The sequence below is a fragment of the Clostridium sp. Marseille-P299 genome (assembly GCF_900078195.1).
Classification (GTDB): Bacteria; Bacillota; Clostridia; order Lachnospirales; family Lachnospiraceae; genus Lachnoclostridium.
Window position 1 is genome coordinate 440,661 of record NZ_FJVE01000006.1, and the last position, 15,023, is coordinate 455,683.

At 29.4% G+C, this 15,023-nt stretch carries 16 protein-coding genes; 4 read left to right on the forward strand and 12 right to left on the reverse strand.

Translation table 11 applies throughout. From position 1 onward, the window contains the following. Positions 1-109 precede the first annotated feature (109 nt). The 3 genes from thrS to BN4220_RS05995 all read right to left on the reverse strand — a co-directional run bounded on the left by thrS (position 110) and on the right by BN4220_RS05995 (position 4,491). Positions 110-2,011: a threonine--tRNA ligase gene (gene thrS, locus BN4220_RS05985; protein WP_066714700.1), complete on the reverse strand. Its 1,902-nt coding sequence runs from the start codon at positions 2,009-2,011 to the stop codon at positions 110-112. A 462-nt stretch (positions 2,012-2,473) separates the two neighbouring features. Beyond that, the gene (locus BN4220_RS05990; RefSeq protein ID WP_066714701.1) at positions 2,474-2,812 is read right to left on the reverse strand and encodes a hypothetical protein; all 339 of its coding nucleotides are present in this window, start codon (positions 2,810-2,812) and stop codon (positions 2,474-2,476) included. A 134-nt stretch (positions 2,813-2,946) separates the two neighbouring features. Continuing rightward, a complete protein-coding gene (locus BN4220_RS05995; RefSeq protein ID WP_066714705.1) occupies positions 2,947-4,491 on the reverse strand; it encodes a hypothetical protein in 1,545 nt (514 codons plus the stop codon). Between the two features lie 205 nt (positions 4,492-4,696). On the opposite strand from BN4220_RS05995, the gene BN4220_RS06000 reads away from it, so the two are divergent. Further along, a complete protein-coding gene (locus BN4220_RS06000) occupies positions 4,697-4,963 on the forward strand; it encodes a hypothetical protein (RefSeq protein WP_066714707.1) in 267 nt (88 codons plus the stop codon). 166 nt (positions 4,964-5,129) lie between these two features. On the opposite strand, the gene BN4220_RS06005 is transcribed toward BN4220_RS06000, so the two are convergent. The 4 genes from BN4220_RS06005 to BN4220_RS06020 form a co-directional block, all read right to left on the reverse strand. Continuing rightward, positions 5,130-5,336, reverse strand: a complete 207-nt coding sequence (locus tag BN4220_RS06005; protein ID WP_066714709.1) for a hypothetical protein — start codon at positions 5,334-5,336, stop codon at positions 5,130-5,132. 47 nt (positions 5,337-5,383) lie between these two features. After that, positions 5,384-5,863, reverse strand: a complete 480-nt coding sequence (locus BN4220_RS06010; protein ID WP_066714711.1) for a hypothetical protein — start codon at positions 5,861-5,863, stop codon at positions 5,384-5,386. Continuing rightward, a complete protein-coding gene (locus BN4220_RS06015) occupies positions 5,860-6,069 on the reverse strand; it encodes a helix-turn-helix transcriptional regulator (protein ID WP_066714712.1) in 210 nt (69 codons plus the stop codon). Before BN4220_RS06015 ends, BN4220_RS06010 begins: the two co-directional genes overlap by 4 nt. Positions 6,070-6,414: 345 nt before the next feature. Further along, a complete protein-coding gene (locus BN4220_RS06020; protein WP_066714714.1) occupies positions 6,415-6,942 on the reverse strand; it encodes a GNAT family N-acetyltransferase in 528 nt (175 codons plus the stop codon). Between the two features lie 240 nt (positions 6,943-7,182). On the opposite strand from BN4220_RS06020, the gene BN4220_RS06025 reads away from it, so the two are divergent. Next, entirely contained in the window at positions 7,183-7,656 is a 474-nt protein-coding gene (locus tag BN4220_RS06025) for a TspO/MBR family protein (RefSeq protein WP_066714716.1), read from the forward strand. 134 nt (positions 7,657-7,790) lie between these two features. Here BN4220_RS06025 and BN4220_RS06030 read toward each other — a convergent pair whose 3' ends face one another. From BN4220_RS06030 to BN4220_RS06040, 3 genes are all read right to left on the reverse strand, one after another. Further along, positions 7,791-8,468, reverse strand: a complete 678-nt coding sequence (locus tag BN4220_RS06030; RefSeq protein ID WP_066714718.1) for a DUF5680 domain-containing protein — start codon at positions 8,466-8,468, stop codon at positions 7,791-7,793. A 161-nt stretch (positions 8,469-8,629) separates the two neighbouring features. After that, positions 8,630-8,980: a DUF3784 domain-containing protein gene (locus BN4220_RS06035; RefSeq protein ID WP_242867746.1), complete on the reverse strand. Its 351-nt coding sequence runs from the start codon at positions 8,978-8,980 to the stop codon at positions 8,630-8,632. A gap of 231 nt (positions 8,981-9,211) precedes the next feature. Further along, complete coding sequence (locus BN4220_RS06040; protein WP_066714720.1) at positions 9,212-9,823, reverse strand: hypothetical protein; 612 nt, start codon at positions 9,821-9,823, stop codon at positions 9,212-9,214. Between the two features lie 565 nt (positions 9,824-10,388). On the opposite strand from BN4220_RS06040, the gene BN4220_RS06045 reads away from it, so the two are divergent. Continuing rightward, positions 10,389-11,369 carry a DUF6709 family protein gene (locus BN4220_RS06045; protein WP_066714721.1) on the forward strand — a complete coding sequence of 327 codons (981 nt, stop codon included), beginning with the start codon at positions 10,389-10,391 and terminating at the stop codon, positions 11,367-11,369. Between the two features lie 289 nt (positions 11,370-11,658). Here BN4220_RS06045 and BN4220_RS06050 read toward each other — a convergent pair whose 3' ends face one another. Further along, positions 11,659-12,354: a helix-turn-helix domain-containing protein gene (locus BN4220_RS06050; RefSeq protein WP_066714722.1), complete on the reverse strand. Its 696-nt coding sequence runs from the start codon at positions 12,352-12,354 to the stop codon at positions 11,659-11,661. 436 nt (positions 12,355-12,790) lie between these two features. Here BN4220_RS06050 and BN4220_RS06055 point away from each other — a divergent pair, with 436 nt between their 5' ends. Beyond that, a complete protein-coding gene (locus BN4220_RS06055) occupies positions 12,791-13,690 on the forward strand; it encodes an NAD(P)/FAD-dependent oxidoreductase (protein WP_066714724.1) in 900 nt (299 codons plus the stop codon). Positions 13,691-13,763: 73 nt separating this feature from the next. Here BN4220_RS06055 and BN4220_RS06060 read toward each other — a convergent pair whose 3' ends face one another. After that, positions 13,764-14,195, reverse strand: a complete 432-nt coding sequence (locus BN4220_RS06060) for a hypothetical protein (RefSeq protein ID WP_066714726.1) — start codon at positions 14,193-14,195, stop codon at positions 13,764-13,766. Positions 14,196-15,023: the final 828 nt, after the last annotated feature.

Sequence of the window (15,023 nt, forward strand, 5' to 3'; positions counted from 1 at the left end):
ACATAAAAGGATTTTACTTCATTGATAATTCATAAAGAATTTTACTTGTTTGCTAATACAATACATTAAAGAATTTTACGTATTTGCTAATACAATACATTAAAGAATTTTATTTATTTGCTAATACCTGCTCCCTCACTGTCTGAATAAAATCATCAATACTAATTTGAATTGTATCAGCAGCATCTCTTGATCTAACAGATAAATAAGTTCCTTCCTCCTCTTTTTGTCCCAGAATCAACATATATGGAACTTTATCAAGCTGTGCCTCTCTTATTTTGTATCCTATCTTTTCATCTCGCTCATCAATTTCACATCGAATTCCATTCGCTCTTAACTTCTCCATAACCGAGTTCGCATATGAGCTAAAACGATCGGATATTGGTAACAATTTTACTTGGACTGGTGATAACCAAACAGGGAATTTTCCTGCATAATGTTCAATTAATATACCAATAAAACGTTCAATTGACCCAAATACTACACGGTGGATCATAATCGGTCTATGCTTTTGCCCATCCGCGCCAACATATTCAGCCTCAAATCTTCTTGGTAATTGAAAATCTAGCTGAATTGTTCCACATTGCCATGTTCTACCTATGGAATCTTCTAAATGAAAATCAATCTTTGGTCCATAAAATGCACCATCTCCTTCATTAATTACATACTCCATGTTAAGTTCCTTAAGAGCATTCTCTAAACCATTGGTAGCTACTTCCCACTCTTCTTCACTTCCAATGCTGTTCTCTGGTCTTGTAGACAATTCTACATGATAGTTAAATCCAAACATTTTATATACTTCATCAATTAATTTTACTACACGTTTTATTTCATCGGATATCTGATTTTCCATCATAAAAATATGGGCATCATCCTGTGTAAAACAACGAACTCTCATTAACCCATGTAACACTCCGGATTTTTCATGGCGATGAACTAATCCTAATTCTCCTATACGAAGCGGTAATTCACGATAGGAATGAGGAGAGGATTTATAAACTAACATTCCTCCTGGGCAATTCATTGGTTTTATAGCGAAGTCTTCATCATCAATTTTTGTAACATACATATTTTCTCTATAATGCTCCCAATGTCCAGAAGTCTCCCATAATTTTTGATTTAACATCATCGGTGTAGAGATTTCTACATATCCTTCTCTGTTATGAATTTTTCTCCAATAATCAATTAAAAGATTCTTAAGCACCATACCCTTTGGCAAGAAGAATGGAAATCCAGGTCCTTCCTCTAACATAGTAAATAGTCCCAAATCTTTTCCTAGTTTCCTATGATCTCGTCTCTTGGCTTCCTCAACAAAATTTAGATATTCCTCTAATTCTGAACTCTTTGGAAAAGAAACTCCATAAATTCTTGTAAGCATCTTATTTTTTTCGTTACCTCTCCAATACGCTCCCGCGATGGATGTTAAACGAAATGCTTTTATCTCCTTTGTACTCATCAGATGAGGACCAGCACATAAATCTAGGAATTCACCTTGTTCATAAAAACTAATTTCTTTATCTTCTGGCAATTCCTTTATCAACTCAACTTTGTAATCCTCACCTTTTTGTTCCATTAATTCTATTGCTTTTTCTCTACTTAGTGTGAAACGTTTTATTTCGTAATTTTCTTTGACAATTTTCTTCATTTCGGCTTCTACTGCTGCCAAATCCTCGTAGTTAAATGCTTGCTTAAATTCAAAATCATAATAAAAACCTTCTTGAGTTGCTGGACCAATTGCTAGTTTTGTGTCGGGATACAATCGCTTTACAGCTTGTGCTAAAATATGCGAGCTTGTATGTCTGAATGCTTCTCTTCCTTTTACATCTTGGAATGTAAGGATTGCAAGCTTACAGTCCTTTGTAATCACATAACTTAGATCAACAACTTCTCCATCTACCTCTCCTGCACAGGCGTTTCTTGCTAAACCTTCACTTAAGTCTTTTGCTACTTCAATTACGGATATTTGATTTTCATACTCTCTTACCGAACCATCTTTCATTTGAATTTTCATACATTCATTCTCCTTTACTCTTAATTACTTGAAATATATTTGTACTTAGAGCTACTTTAATTTTATAAAGTAGTTGAAATATAAGAAAAGCACCCTTAGACAAAATGATAGCCAAACTATCACATTGTTTAAGGGTGCATACTATTCATGAAATGCACGGTTCCACCTTAACTTTTCACTTCAGATTCTAACAAATCCTATTCTTTAACGCAGACATACGGTAATATTTAATGATACTTCATATTCATATTACAGCTCAGGAGTGGTTTTCACTAGCATTTCACATAAAGAACTCTCACCAAATTGTTCTTCTCTCTGGTTGCTATTTTCTAGTTACTCTTTCCTTCATAGCTTTTCTTATATTGTAATGGATTATAGCACAATTTTTCATTCTGTCAAGATTATTCTCCACTTGGATTTGTAGATTTCTACTTTAAGTCGATGTTTAAAATAGCCTTCACACTAAACAATAGTATGTCCACAGTTTATATCAAATGGAGCAATTAAGCATTTCATCACAACTTTAAAATAATTGTCAAAGAACCAACCATTAGCCTTTCCATAGCTTTCTTTTGAATCAAATTCCCAATACGAAAAATATTTCACACATTTTACAATCTTGGTTAATTCTCTAGGCGGTTGTCCATCTTCTTGTATCATAAAAAAACGTTTCATGTACTTTATGCTGATACAACCTTCCCGATTCTTTTGCTCTGATGCCATACTTATAATTAAATTCTGAAATTCATCAATTTTATCCGGTTTCACTTGAAATAATTTTACCTCTGAGAATGAATTCATAGATAGCTCCTCTCACCTTCTAATTCTCTTATTTATTAAGTTTTAGTATCAGGTGTTTTCTGCACCAAACTCTTACATATATTTCTAATTTATCTTGTTTATAAGAATTTTGCAACAATAATTTATCTTTAGCTTTATCTTTCTAAGTATGCAATCCATTCTGCTTTTAACTCAGCATATGTTTTTTGAAAAACATCCTCTATATTTAAATCAGTGGTATAAAATTTAATTACATCTTCAATCGAATAAAAATCAGCTAAATAAGCTAAAAATGAGTTAGCTTGAAAGTAAGTTAGTTCATTTCCTTCCATATTAGTTTTTAAACCATATACTTCATTAATTGGTGTTGTAAGAGTATTAAATTGATCAATTTTTGAATTTGTATGTAAGGAAGCGTACGCTATTGAATCTACATATAGCCTCATGTCAATTCCATCAACACTAGTAACCTTCCCCCCTTGATTAAAATAATATTCGAAGGCTTCTTTTACAACTTGACTTTGATTCTTTGTTCCATTTTCTAAATATTCCTTAGTTAAACTTTCTTTATAATAACTATAAGGATAAACTATTAAATTTAAGTATTCCGCCATGCCTTCATATTTCCAGCTAGCATTTAGAGATTCTCTCACAAATACATGAGTTGCTTCATGAAGGTGAGGACTTATTCTACCATACAGGGTGATTTTATTTCCCAGCGTATCTCCACCGTTCTTTTCATTCGTTCCACTTAATACATAACAATCAATTTGACTATTATTGATTAGTCTATAATCTTCCATATGTTCTTTTAAAAAGTTTAATATATACTTACGACCATCTATATCCTTATGTATAAAATATTCGATTTCTTGCGATTCATTTAATACAGGTTCAATTGGTTGAAAATAATAAGTTACTTCATCTGTTTTTACGATTAACGGATACTCTGATGATTTTGAAAAATGAAAATTTGTAAATTCACCTTCATATGGGTAATCATACTCTCTTTTAATTCCAAGTGAATCAAGCCATTCCTGCTTTAGCTGTGCATCAAACCCATTAAGCAAGGTATCGAATCCATACTTCATAATAATATAATCAGTCAAAGATAATGTCGTTTTTCTTGCAATTTCTATTTCAACATTTGTGTTGAACCCAACATAAAATCTACCACCAAATAAGCCCAATACACTTATATCGTCCTCATTAGAATAGTAATCAATTAAAACTTCATTATCAAATTTTTCATCAAAGTAATATCCTGCTAAACCAATACTTAACGATTTATCTTCCAAATTAAAATATCCTTGCGTTAAGGCTTCTTTATAGACTCCACTTTCAAAATCATCTTTAGAACAAAAAACATTTCTTCCTACTACATAAGGTTCATCATAAATTGTCGAATCTAATATATATATTGAAAGTTTATCACTGTAATGATCATTACTATAAACCTGTTCTAGTTTTTTAACATCTTCTATAACTATTTTAGCTTTTAACCCTATCTCCTCTTCATTAAATAAATTTTCTAAAAATCCAATTGAGACATCTTTCGTCTCGCCATATAACATATGAAAAGTTCTTTCATAGTTACTATTTCTAGTAAATGTTTGTTTAGAAAAGATTATATTATTCTCCGATTTACTGCATCCACTCAAACATAATGCAAATAAAACAATTAATAATATCTTTTTCATAAAATTCCACCCTTTCAATTCATCTCATAGTAAAATCCTTATGGAGTACAGAGATTTTTTCGTATTTGTACATCATTTAAATAGCTTTTTGTCTTTTTTCTGTAAAAATTAAATAATTATTTACAATATTATTCTTTAATGTTATAATATTCCTTAAAATTTTGCAAATTAAAAATAATACTAATGCGAAAAAGGGGGAATTTTTATGGTAAATATTTTTAATCGTAAAGTTCTTGTAACAGATGTTTCTTCCGAAGAAATTACTAGAGTTACAAATATCTTAAAGGAAAATAATATTAAATATTTTCTTAAAACAATAAGAAATACAAACACGTTTATGCAAACAAGATATGTCCAAAAACAAATGCAGTTTAATCAAGTTTACAATAAAGAAGAGGGACCACATCTAAAATTCGTCTATCGAATCTATGTTAATAGAAAAGATTTCTCAAAAGCGAAGTCAATTACGTAAATAAAAAAACAGATAGTGTATACTCACACTATCTGTTCCTTTATTTATAATTTAAAATACAAAAATCGTTTTACTCTTTCTTTTATTCTAATTGGTTTTTAGCTTTATCCATTTATATTGGTTTTTAGTTTTTCGATTATATAGTTTTTTCGATTTAACTAGTCTTTTAAATTCCTTTTTTAAATCTTTTCTTAAAACTTTTTATCTTAGAAATATCATGGTTCTCTGAATAAATCCCTATAAAAATTAGTACCAATCCCAATCCAACACATAATACTTTTATGAATTCTGGAGCCAAATTAAAACAATTTGTTAATAAGAAAATTACATAAAAGCAAATACCAAAATTCAAATACTTATTTCTCTTTTTCATAGCGGAATCTCCTATTATATGATTTATTACGCACTTTCTAAGAACTATTAAAGCTTTTTATTTCTATAATATAGGCTAAAGAAAACATAAGCTAATAGAAATACCATTACTACCCACCAAAAGCAGTAAAAGACAATCCTACTAAATAGGCCTCCTATTAACATAGCAATATAAGAACAAAAAACTAAAACCATTGCAGCGCTTTTTGCTGCCATTCTAGAAATCAAAATATTTCTTTCATCTAAATTTTTAAGTCTTTCTTCTTTTAAGGCAATCTCATTTTTAAGTAGTTTATTATATTTCACAATAAAAACAATACTAACTGAGATCAGTCCAACGCCTATCCCCGCATATAAATCACTAATATGCTCAACAACAGGTACAATATTTAAGATTTCATTGCCTACTGCTACTAAAGTTGTTAGCACACCAAATATCATAAGAACCAGAAATACTTTCCTTTTTCTTTTTATAACATCCTTATAGTCTTGATTTGCTTTTACATTACCATTCGATAAACATATCATATATTCTCTTCCTCCAAATCAAAAATAAAAATATCTTCAATTGAAACTTTAAAAAATTGTGAGATCTTATGTGCAAGGACTAACGAAGCATTGTATCTACCATTCTCTAAAGAAATTATCGTTTGTCTAGTAACATCCACTGCATCCGCTAACTCACTTTGTGTTATTTTTCTTTGCTTTCGAAATTCTTGTATTCGATTTTGCAACTAGTACTCCCTCCGTCTTTTACTATTTAAAAAGTATAATTTGCTATACATCCAAAGTATAGTTTGCTTTACATTTAAAGTATAGTTTACTTTACATTTAAAGTCAAGATAAATAATAAAAATAAAGTGAAAGTTGTAAAGTAAACGTAAAGTGAAAATTTAAATTCCACTCATTTTGTCAAAAAAATATGCTTCTATAATAGAGTGATGTATTTCTCTATTACAAAAGCATATTTTCTTTTTAATTAAAATATATTTCTTTCTAGGAGAGAATAATTTCTTCTTCAATTTAATAGATAGTTCATCTATGAGAGCTTAATTTCTTCTTCAATATAAAATGTGCTATCATAACATAATCCAATATTTTTGAATGGTCTGACTAGTAAGTGGATAGAAACTCTCTCGTTCCATACATCCACCATTATTTATAATTGTTTTTGCTGATCCTACATTATTTTTTTCACACGTTATCAAAACCTTATCTAAACTCATTCTTCTTGCAACCTCAAGTAACATAGTTAATTGCTTCGTTGCATATCCTTTTCTTCTTTCAGATGGTCGAATGCCGTAACCGATTTGTCCTCCGTATTGTTCTAATTCTTTTGTAAGCGAATGACGCAATTGTATTGAACCAACTATTTTATGATCAAATTCTCGAACCGTTAAAAATGTTGAGGCATGTACGCCCTCTCGTGTTAATTTTTCACTTACTATAGAGTTTGTAAAACGAAGCCATTCATCAAAACTATTATAATAAATTAATCCAGCGCATCCAAAGATGCTTGATTCACCATAATCTAAATGCTCTTGTCGATAATCCATTACATCATATTCAAACAGTTTGGATGGTCGTCTTAATATTAATTTGTCCATTTTTAACTTAATGTCAGACGTCCTTACTAGAAAAACCTTTTTGTTTCAGATGATTATTGCTAGTCTAACACATAATCCCTTTCTCATATTTTATTATATCTGAAATTCTATGCGTACTTAGTAGAGATTATTACATATTCTGTCCAAAACATAAAAATTATTTCAAGGTCCTTCCTACCATGATGCATTTAAAATAATCTCATATCATATAGTAAATAAACAAGTAATTGGAGTTTCTTAATGAAATCACGTAAAAATATTGAAACCTTGATTATTGCCATTTTGATACCAATTGCAGTTGGTAGTATTTCGGCATTATTTACTAATAATGTTCCTACAACATATAATCAACTTAACTTACCTACTTTTAGTCCACCAAGTTATGTTTTTCCTATTGTTTGGCTTATTCTTTATATTTTAATGGGCATATCATCTTATTTAATATATATCACTGCTAATCAATACCGCATGGTGGCACTAAGAATTTACGTACTTCAATTAATTTTTAACTTCTTTTGGAGTATCATTTTTTTTGGGCTAAATATGTATCTCTTTGCATTTGTGTGGCTTTGGTGTCTTATTATGATAATTATTTTAATGATATTAATATTTTATCAAGTAAATCCTATAGCTGCATATCTACAAATACCATACTTAATTTGGGCCCTTTTTGCTGCATATTTAAACTTTTCTATTTTTATGTTAAATAAGTGAGGTAAACTATTTTTCTTTTTCGATACTAAAAGCGTGCCATTATACCTCTATTGTATTTGTAACGTCATATGAATTAATGAAAAAAACCTTGTATAACCACTAATAGAACTAAGTTATACAAGGTTTGAATATTTTTATTTAATCATGCCTCCATGAAAATAGCATTCATATACTTTACAATCAGTATAATAGATTTCCTCGTTTCCTTGAAACCACTCAAATCCACCAACAACCGAACAATGATATGTAAAATCTCCCTTATGGTATAAATCTGGTCCACGGAAAGGTTTTTCATATGAGACGAGTAATAAAGATTCTTTTAAAAAATCTCCTGAGAAATGTTCATCTAATACCCTTCCTGAATAATTCATTGTCCATATAGGATTATCATTCTCCCAAACTGTTTCTTCTCCTGTAAATTTTTCACCCCCAAAATAACTATCAAGATATGTATATTTTCCACTTACGTATCTTAAGTCATGTGCTTTTACTCTTGATGATATTCCCTCTTCTTTTCCTTTTCCTGCATAGGTTGCTCTTTTAGCTTCGCATAAAAATTTAATAAAATCATCATGATGTTTGTTTTGATTTTGTAGCCCTTGGTAAACACAATCACCATTATCTTTAATGAGGTTATCAATTGTTATCTGAAATAAATTACTTAATTTAATTAAATTATCAATTTCAGGATATACTTGTCCTGTTTCCCACTTAGCAATCGCCTGCCTAGAGATGTTTAATTTTTCAGCAAGGTCTTCTTGTGATAATTTCAAATCTTTTCTTATTTTTTGTAACTTATCCTTAAATTCCATTTCAACCTCTTTCTACTTTTACGTAACATATTCTTTAATATAAGATTATTGTAATGTAAATTCGGATAAATTACCATATAACTGCAGTTACGATTTTGACAACTCTAGGTTGCACTCTCATTAAAATAATGCAAACCCATCTTTTAAAAAGCTACCATTTATCATTCATTCATATGCTTTTTATATTTTGAGAAAGCTTTTTCTTCATCTAAATGTACATTTTTTAAAAAATAAATAAGCCATACGAAGATAGAAATCCAGAAAAAAGACATCCCCAACAATAATGTTGTGATAGCTCCAACAAAAAATATTCCACTACAAATTAACCAAAAATTTCTCATATCTTTACTCATGAGAAGTTCATCATAATTTTTACGTTCCGCCTTTGATTTAAAATTATACCCTGAGATAAGAACACAGGCTTTTTCTTTTAATACTGCAAACAATAATCCGATAATTAAAAATATACCCATCATTACAATATCTATTATAATTGCAATTTCAGTTGTCATAGATAGTACTCCTTGTTAATTTTTTATTTCACTCTCTAATAAGCCACGAATGGTTATATTTATCATAAGTCTCAATGCTAAAATTTTCAAGAATAAATGAGGGTATTGTACCATAATAAACTATATCGATTTCAACTTTCTATAGATAATACGAAGTTCATGAAATCGTTCAATGGATTATTATTTTACAATACCCTCTTTTTTATTATTATTTTATAATTAGTTTTACTTTTACCAGTCTACATCGTAAATCTTCTCAAGATTAATACCCTCTATAAGCCCACTCTCCTGATCAAAATCAAGAAGTGTTTTATATTCATCTCCATATTGTATCTTTACGTAATCATCGCCAGTAAATCCTTGAAATACCTCATCTGCCTTCTCTCTTGTCAATTCCGCTACAGGTACACCAGCAAGTGATATAGAAGAAGTATCAATATTTGCTCCAGTAAGAGAAAGTTCAAGTCTTCCAATTACAGCATCTTTCATCTGAACAGATTCTTCATCCGTTACCAAAGATATATTTGCATAAATTACATCACCTAAACGAAGATTTCCTCCACTATAATATGAATTTGCCTCCATCTCCATCTCTGGGGAAATTTCAATCGTTTCATATTGGCCATCCTCTGTCTTCTCTGTAACAGTGATTTTAAAACCATCCTCAATCAATGTACCGATTGTTGTTTCACCGACAATGATTTCCTTATCATTGATTGTAAGTGGGTAAGTCTGGTCAGCTACTTTGTTTGTCTCCTCAGTTCCTTTGTTGCTTGATGAACATCCCACCATAAGTGCGGCTGCCATCATAAATGCAGCACCTAAAGTTAGAATTCTCTTCATATATGTAGTTCCTCCTAAGTAATCTTTGTCGAGGGAAAGTAACTTTTCTGATCAATTAATCTCCTGTTACTTTCGTAACGACTAATTTCTCGATTAAAATACCATATTAAACCAATTTATTCAAGTTCCTTTTTCAATTTTTTTCAATTTCTTACTATATTCTATACATTAACTTTTTTATTTTTTCTACTTTTACTATTTTTTACTTTATTTTTTATGCTTTATTTTTTAATACTTTATATATTTTTTTAATGCTAAGTTAATAAAAGATACACTTTTTTTTATTTTTTTCTTGAAAATAACAAAATTTTAAGTATAATATTATCAAAAAATATTTAAATGCTATAATTTACCATGTGCTGAATCTTAGATATATGTTCGCACACCTTGAAAGGAGGTAACAATATTAAGTCTCTAACGATTTAATTTAATACTATAGTTCTTGATAAAAAAGTGTATTATAGAACTTCTTTTTTAATACTTTCAAAATTGAATATTGTAGTAAATTATAACGAAAGGAGAGTATGAAGGTATTTTAAATTAAATACTTCATACAAGTTAAGATATGCTTAAAACCATTCACAAAGCTCGAATAAAATCTACAATTCTAGTATCATTAATATGTCTTTTAATTGGTGGTGCTCTTTTATATTTTACAGTTTTTAGTGTATTCACATATATAAAAGGGCCAACTGAAATGCAAGAAATAACTATTTCTAGTGAACTTGAAAAAGAATATGTTAGTTATCCAGTAACCTGCCTTGTAGATGGCTATGTTGAAACTTATTCAAAAGGAAAATATGAGCTAAAAAGCTCTAAAGATAAAATATCATATGTAGCACTAGACCCAAATACGGGAGCTGTATTTGGTATTGAAGTTAAAGCTTCTAAGGAATCAGAAATGGAAGAAATTCTCGATGCATCTTGGGATTATTTTAACGGAGATACTGATAGCCTACCTGATGGACTCGTTTTGAAAGGAAGCTTTCAAAAAATAAAAGGAGAAGAATTGGATTATTTTAAAGAAGCACTAGATTATTACGATCTAGATTATCCAGAAGAATTTTATGTGCTAGAAGTTGGCTACATTAACGGAGACAGTTTTTCAACTTCAATTATTATCTCCATACTAGGTGCTGTCTTTGCTCTTGTTGGTATACTTATGTTTGTTTCTGATTTTAAAACAAATGAGGAGGCACTATTTGATAAGTTTATAGGTGAACATCCTGAGTTTACTTTTTCAATGCTTGAAAGTGATTTTGATGCAGCTGAAAACATTAAGAATGATCTCTGGATTGGAAAAAGCTTTACATTTACCCTAAATAAGGAACACCCTGTACTTATACACGATGACCTAAAACATGTTGAATTTAAATCTAAGAGAGTCTCCAAAAGACATACTGATAACTATTTTATTTATACAACAAAATCCGGAGACGAAATTAAGATTAACATAATACAAGCAAATGCAAAGCTAGCATTGGAAGTGTATCAAAAACGTTTACCTTCTCTATTTGAAGAAGAAACTGAAAAAAGTAATATATAACTCATTAAGTTAAAAGGCTAAAGATATGATCTTTAGCCTTTTACTCCCTAAAACTCTTTTTCATTACTATTATTTAATCTATCTAATAACCTTTCATTTTCAATATATCTATTATTGTAATCATTTAAATAATTTTCTACACCATATATCTCATAATCATAAGCGATTAATCTGCGGTAGTCATACCCTAAAGCCTCTTTACAACTTAGGTTTATGATAATTTATAATTTAAACATCCTCTATTCGATTTAGATAAAATTTATTTAATCTTAAGTTACTTTAGGCACAACTATTTACTTTTAAAAAGATATTTAAAAATTATAATATTCACAAAAGCATATGCTAAAATTATTAGAATAGCCTTAAACATAAAGCTCAACGATAATATATTACAGATAATAGAAACAAATAAAATAATTGGAATAATACTCCATAACATTGCACAAATTTTCAGGTGATTATTACATATTGACATTCTATTAATTTTTTCTTTTGCCATTTTGTTATAACTATTAATCTCATTCCCTGTAATTATATATCCCACATAAAATGCACCCATACTACAAACCTCTAACCATAACCCAAATAGTAATCCTGTATAATCTTTAGTTTCATTCCATATAAAATAAGGAATAATAACGCCTACTATTGCAAATATAATGGACCATGTAGAAAAAATTTTAAATTTTATTATACTTTTGTTTACAAGATATTGAGCTATTTCAAATGATCCACTTTTTTCACTAGCTATATTGCCGTATACTTCTGTTTTTATTATTTTCTCACCTTTTAGTAATTCATCAACTGTAATATCTAGTAGTTCTGCAATTGCCGGTAACATACTAACATCAGGCATTCCTTGACCAGTTTCCCATTTTGATACAGCTTTGTTTGTAATGCCTAGTTCATCTGCAAGTTGTTGCTGTGTCATATTTTTTAATTTTCTACATTGTGCTATAAATGCACCAATTTTCTCTGTATTCATTTTGTCATCTCCTTATTCAAGTATATTTCATTTCTATTATGCTGAAAACTTAAAGATAAAGGAACTCACTGCCTGTAGGAGTTATTCTACGAATCGTAGAATCTTGTTAAAACCAATGGTTTGTTTCTAATTAATTGAAATATCCCTTTTAATTACAAGATGAAAATATAACATTATTTGTTTTGTATTATAGTATAGTTTGAAATTATTGTAAATTAATATCAGATTATTAACTTAGTATACTTTGATACATCCTTATTAATATGAAACAATATTTTTCACGGATTATTTCACAGATTATTTCAAGGAAAGTTAACACAGCATATATAATTTAATTTTATCATTTAATAAAAATTTATAATTTTTCTTTATTGATGTTTTAAGTTATAATCTAGTCCATGAAAATGTTTAATTTAGCTTTAGGAGGAAATCATATATGTATGATATTATCATTATAGGGGCTGGACCCGCTGGAATCAGTGCAGGTATTTATGCTGCAAGCAGAGGATGCAAAACTTTAATTCTTGAACAAAATGAAGTTGGTGGAATCATCGGAAAGGTATCCACTGTAACACATTATTCTGGCATTGTGGAACAAGAAACAGGTGCCACCTTTGCTAAGCGTCTCAAGGAGCAAGCTCTTAACGCAGGTGTAGACATCATATATGAAAAAATGATAGGCATCTCCCTAAGAGGAGACATAAAGACTGTTACCACAAATCAAACAATCTATCAGGCTCCTAAGATTATTCTTGCAAACGGAAGTACACCTCGTAAGTTAGGAATCCCTGGAGAAGTCGAACTCGCTGGTAAAGGTACTGGACTTAACGCAGCAAAAGATGGTCCTTCCTACCGTGGAAAAAATATTTACGTTGTCGGCGGAGCAGACGGAGCCGTTAAGGAAGCTCTCTATCTATCCCAGTTTGCTTCAAAATTAACACTCATCCACTTTGAAGACACCTTAGGTTGTATTACAGAATTCCGCGAAAAAGTTGAACAAACGCCTAATATTGAAGTACGTACAGCTTCTAGACTTGGTGCCATATATGGAACGGATCAGGTAGAAAAACTTGATATCATCTCTGAAAAAGACGGACATACAGAAACTATCGAAGATAAAGGCTGTGGAATCTTTATCTATGCAGGATCTACACCAAACACCGAGCTTTACACCGAACTTACTTTAGAAAACGGTTATATTCCAGTGAATGATAAAATGGAAACTGCAATTCCTTGCGTTTACGCTGCAGGCGATATTCGTGTAAAACAGATTCGTCAAGCTGCTACCGCAGTTGCTGATGGAGCAATTGCAGGAATCAATGCTGCTATGGCATAAATTTTTCCTTTAATTTCACTTTAATTTTAAAAAGCAATATCTCAAATTTCAGTACTTGAGATATTGCTTTTTATTACATACATTTTCCAAACAAAAAACCTTTCCGTTTTTCTTTGTCTTTTACTACTGTTTTATCTGCTAACTCCTCATGTAAATTTTCAATATCATAATCTTTGTATGTATATTTTTCTACATTTTCTAATGCTGATTTATCTAATTCGATAAATCGCATTATTCCTATTCTGAAATCAATCACGTTAAGACTAGTGATATATTGAAATCTGTTGTTTTTAAAAACCTTGACAACCACATGTCGTCCATTAATCTCTATTACCTCACAAAGTCCTCTCATTGGCCAATAATCACGACCACTCCGTGTATGATATTTACACCTTTCATTAAAGATTATAGCACTTCCCTCTTTCGGTAATTCATATAATCTTTTAATAGGTTCCGCATCCTTTTCCCTTATGCTACTTTTCTTTGCTACATCTCTAGCTATCATTTTACTCCTCCTATCAACGACAATTCAGTGTTTTTTAATATAGTAATTGCTACAATAAATTTAATTTTGATTTATTATCGAATCATTAAAGAATTAAAATAGTTTTTATGCGCCTCCTAACACATTAAGATAAAATGTAACTTTTTATAGACCTTAGTTTCTTTTATGCATATATCATCCAATCTGGATTTAATTAGCCAAAAAATAATAATTTCATAGGATTTTTTTTGAACTAAGAAATGAACACAAAAATAGATTTTGAAATAATAGATTTTGAAATAATAGATTTTGAAATAATAAATTAATGAATTTAAAGATAATGCTTATTAAGGTAAACTTGATTTTTATTTGAAATTAAAATAAGATTTTTGAATATCTTGGATTTTTGAAAGATTATTTAGAGTTTTGTTACTATGAATATACCATTTATTTACATATAATACAAGTACAAAATTACTAGATTCTAGGACTTCATCCCTATACTATTAATTATTTAACAATGTTTTTAGTTATGTTGTATATTTTTCAATATTATTATTCGTTATTTATATGCGATATGTATATAAAATTTTAATATACTCTAATTGTTTTATCAATTAAAGCAATATTACGGTTAAATTTCAGCACCTAGGTTAATTATCATCATTTTATTATAATTAAAGTTTTAAATTCTTTTACATGTTCACTTAGTATAAATTCCATCAAAATTTGATTATTACTTTTTAATTACATTATATAATATATTTTTCTAATATATGTTTTCACTAATTCTTTTTGTAGATTGTTTTTCATAGACTCTTTTTTAAATTCTTTTTATAGATCTTTTTT

What these genes read in the sequence shown, in the direction of transcription:
- BN4220_RS06020 (WP_066714714.1), bottom strand. Translation starts at nt 6,942, where the DNA reads ATGGACAAATTAATATTAAGACGACCATCCAAACTGTTTGAATATGAT.
- BN4220_RS06050 (WP_066714722.1), bottom strand. Translation starts at nt 12,354, where the DNA reads ATGAATACAGAGAAAATTGGTGCATTTATAGCACAATGTAGAAAATTA.
- thrS (WP_066714700.1), bottom strand. Translation starts at nt 2,011, where the DNA reads ATGAAAATTCAAATGAAAGATGGTTCGGTAAGAGAGTATGAAAATCAA.
- BN4220_RS06030 (WP_066714718.1), bottom strand. Translation starts at nt 8,468, where the DNA reads ATGGAATTTAAGGATAAGTTACAAAAAATAAGAAAAGATTTGAAATTA.
- BN4220_RS06045 (WP_066714721.1), top strand. Translation starts at nt 10,389, where the DNA reads ATGCTTAAAACCATTCACAAAGCTCGAATAAAATCTACAATTCTAGTA.
- BN4220_RS06005 (WP_066714709.1), bottom strand. Translation starts at nt 5,336, where the DNA reads ATGAAAAAGAGAAATAAGTATTTGAATTTTGGTATTTGCTTTTATGTA.
- BN4220_RS06000 (WP_066714707.1), top strand. Translation starts at nt 4,697, where the DNA reads ATGGTAAATATTTTTAATCGTAAAGTTCTTGTAACAGATGTTTCTTCC.
- BN4220_RS06025 (WP_066714716.1), top strand. Translation starts at nt 7,183, where the DNA reads ATGAAATCACGTAAAAATATTGAAACCTTGATTATTGCCATTTTGATA.
- BN4220_RS06055 (WP_066714724.1), top strand. Translation starts at nt 12,791, where the DNA reads ATGTATGATATTATCATTATAGGGGCTGGACCCGCTGGAATCAGTGCA.
- BN4220_RS05995 (WP_066714705.1), bottom strand. Translation starts at nt 4,491, where the DNA reads ATGAAAAAGATATTATTAATTGTTTTATTTGCATTATGTTTGAGTGGA.
- BN4220_RS06010 (WP_066714711.1), bottom strand. Translation starts at nt 5,863, where the DNA reads ATGATATGTTTATCGAATGGTAATGTAAAAGCAAATCAAGACTATAAG.
- BN4220_RS06040 (WP_066714720.1), bottom strand. Translation starts at nt 9,823, where the DNA reads ATGAAGAGAATTCTAACTTTAGGTGCTGCATTTATGATGGCAGCCGCA.
- BN4220_RS06060 (WP_066714726.1), bottom strand. Translation starts at nt 14,195, where the DNA reads ATGATAGCTAGAGATGTAGCAAAGAAAAGTAGCATAAGGGAAAAGGAT.
- BN4220_RS05990 (WP_066714701.1), bottom strand. Translation starts at nt 2,812, where the DNA reads ATGAATTCATTCTCAGAGGTAAAATTATTTCAAGTGAAACCGGATAAA.
- BN4220_RS06035 (WP_242867746.1), bottom strand. Translation starts at nt 8,980, where the DNA reads ATGACAACTGAAATTGCAATTATAATAGATATTGTAATGATGGGTATA.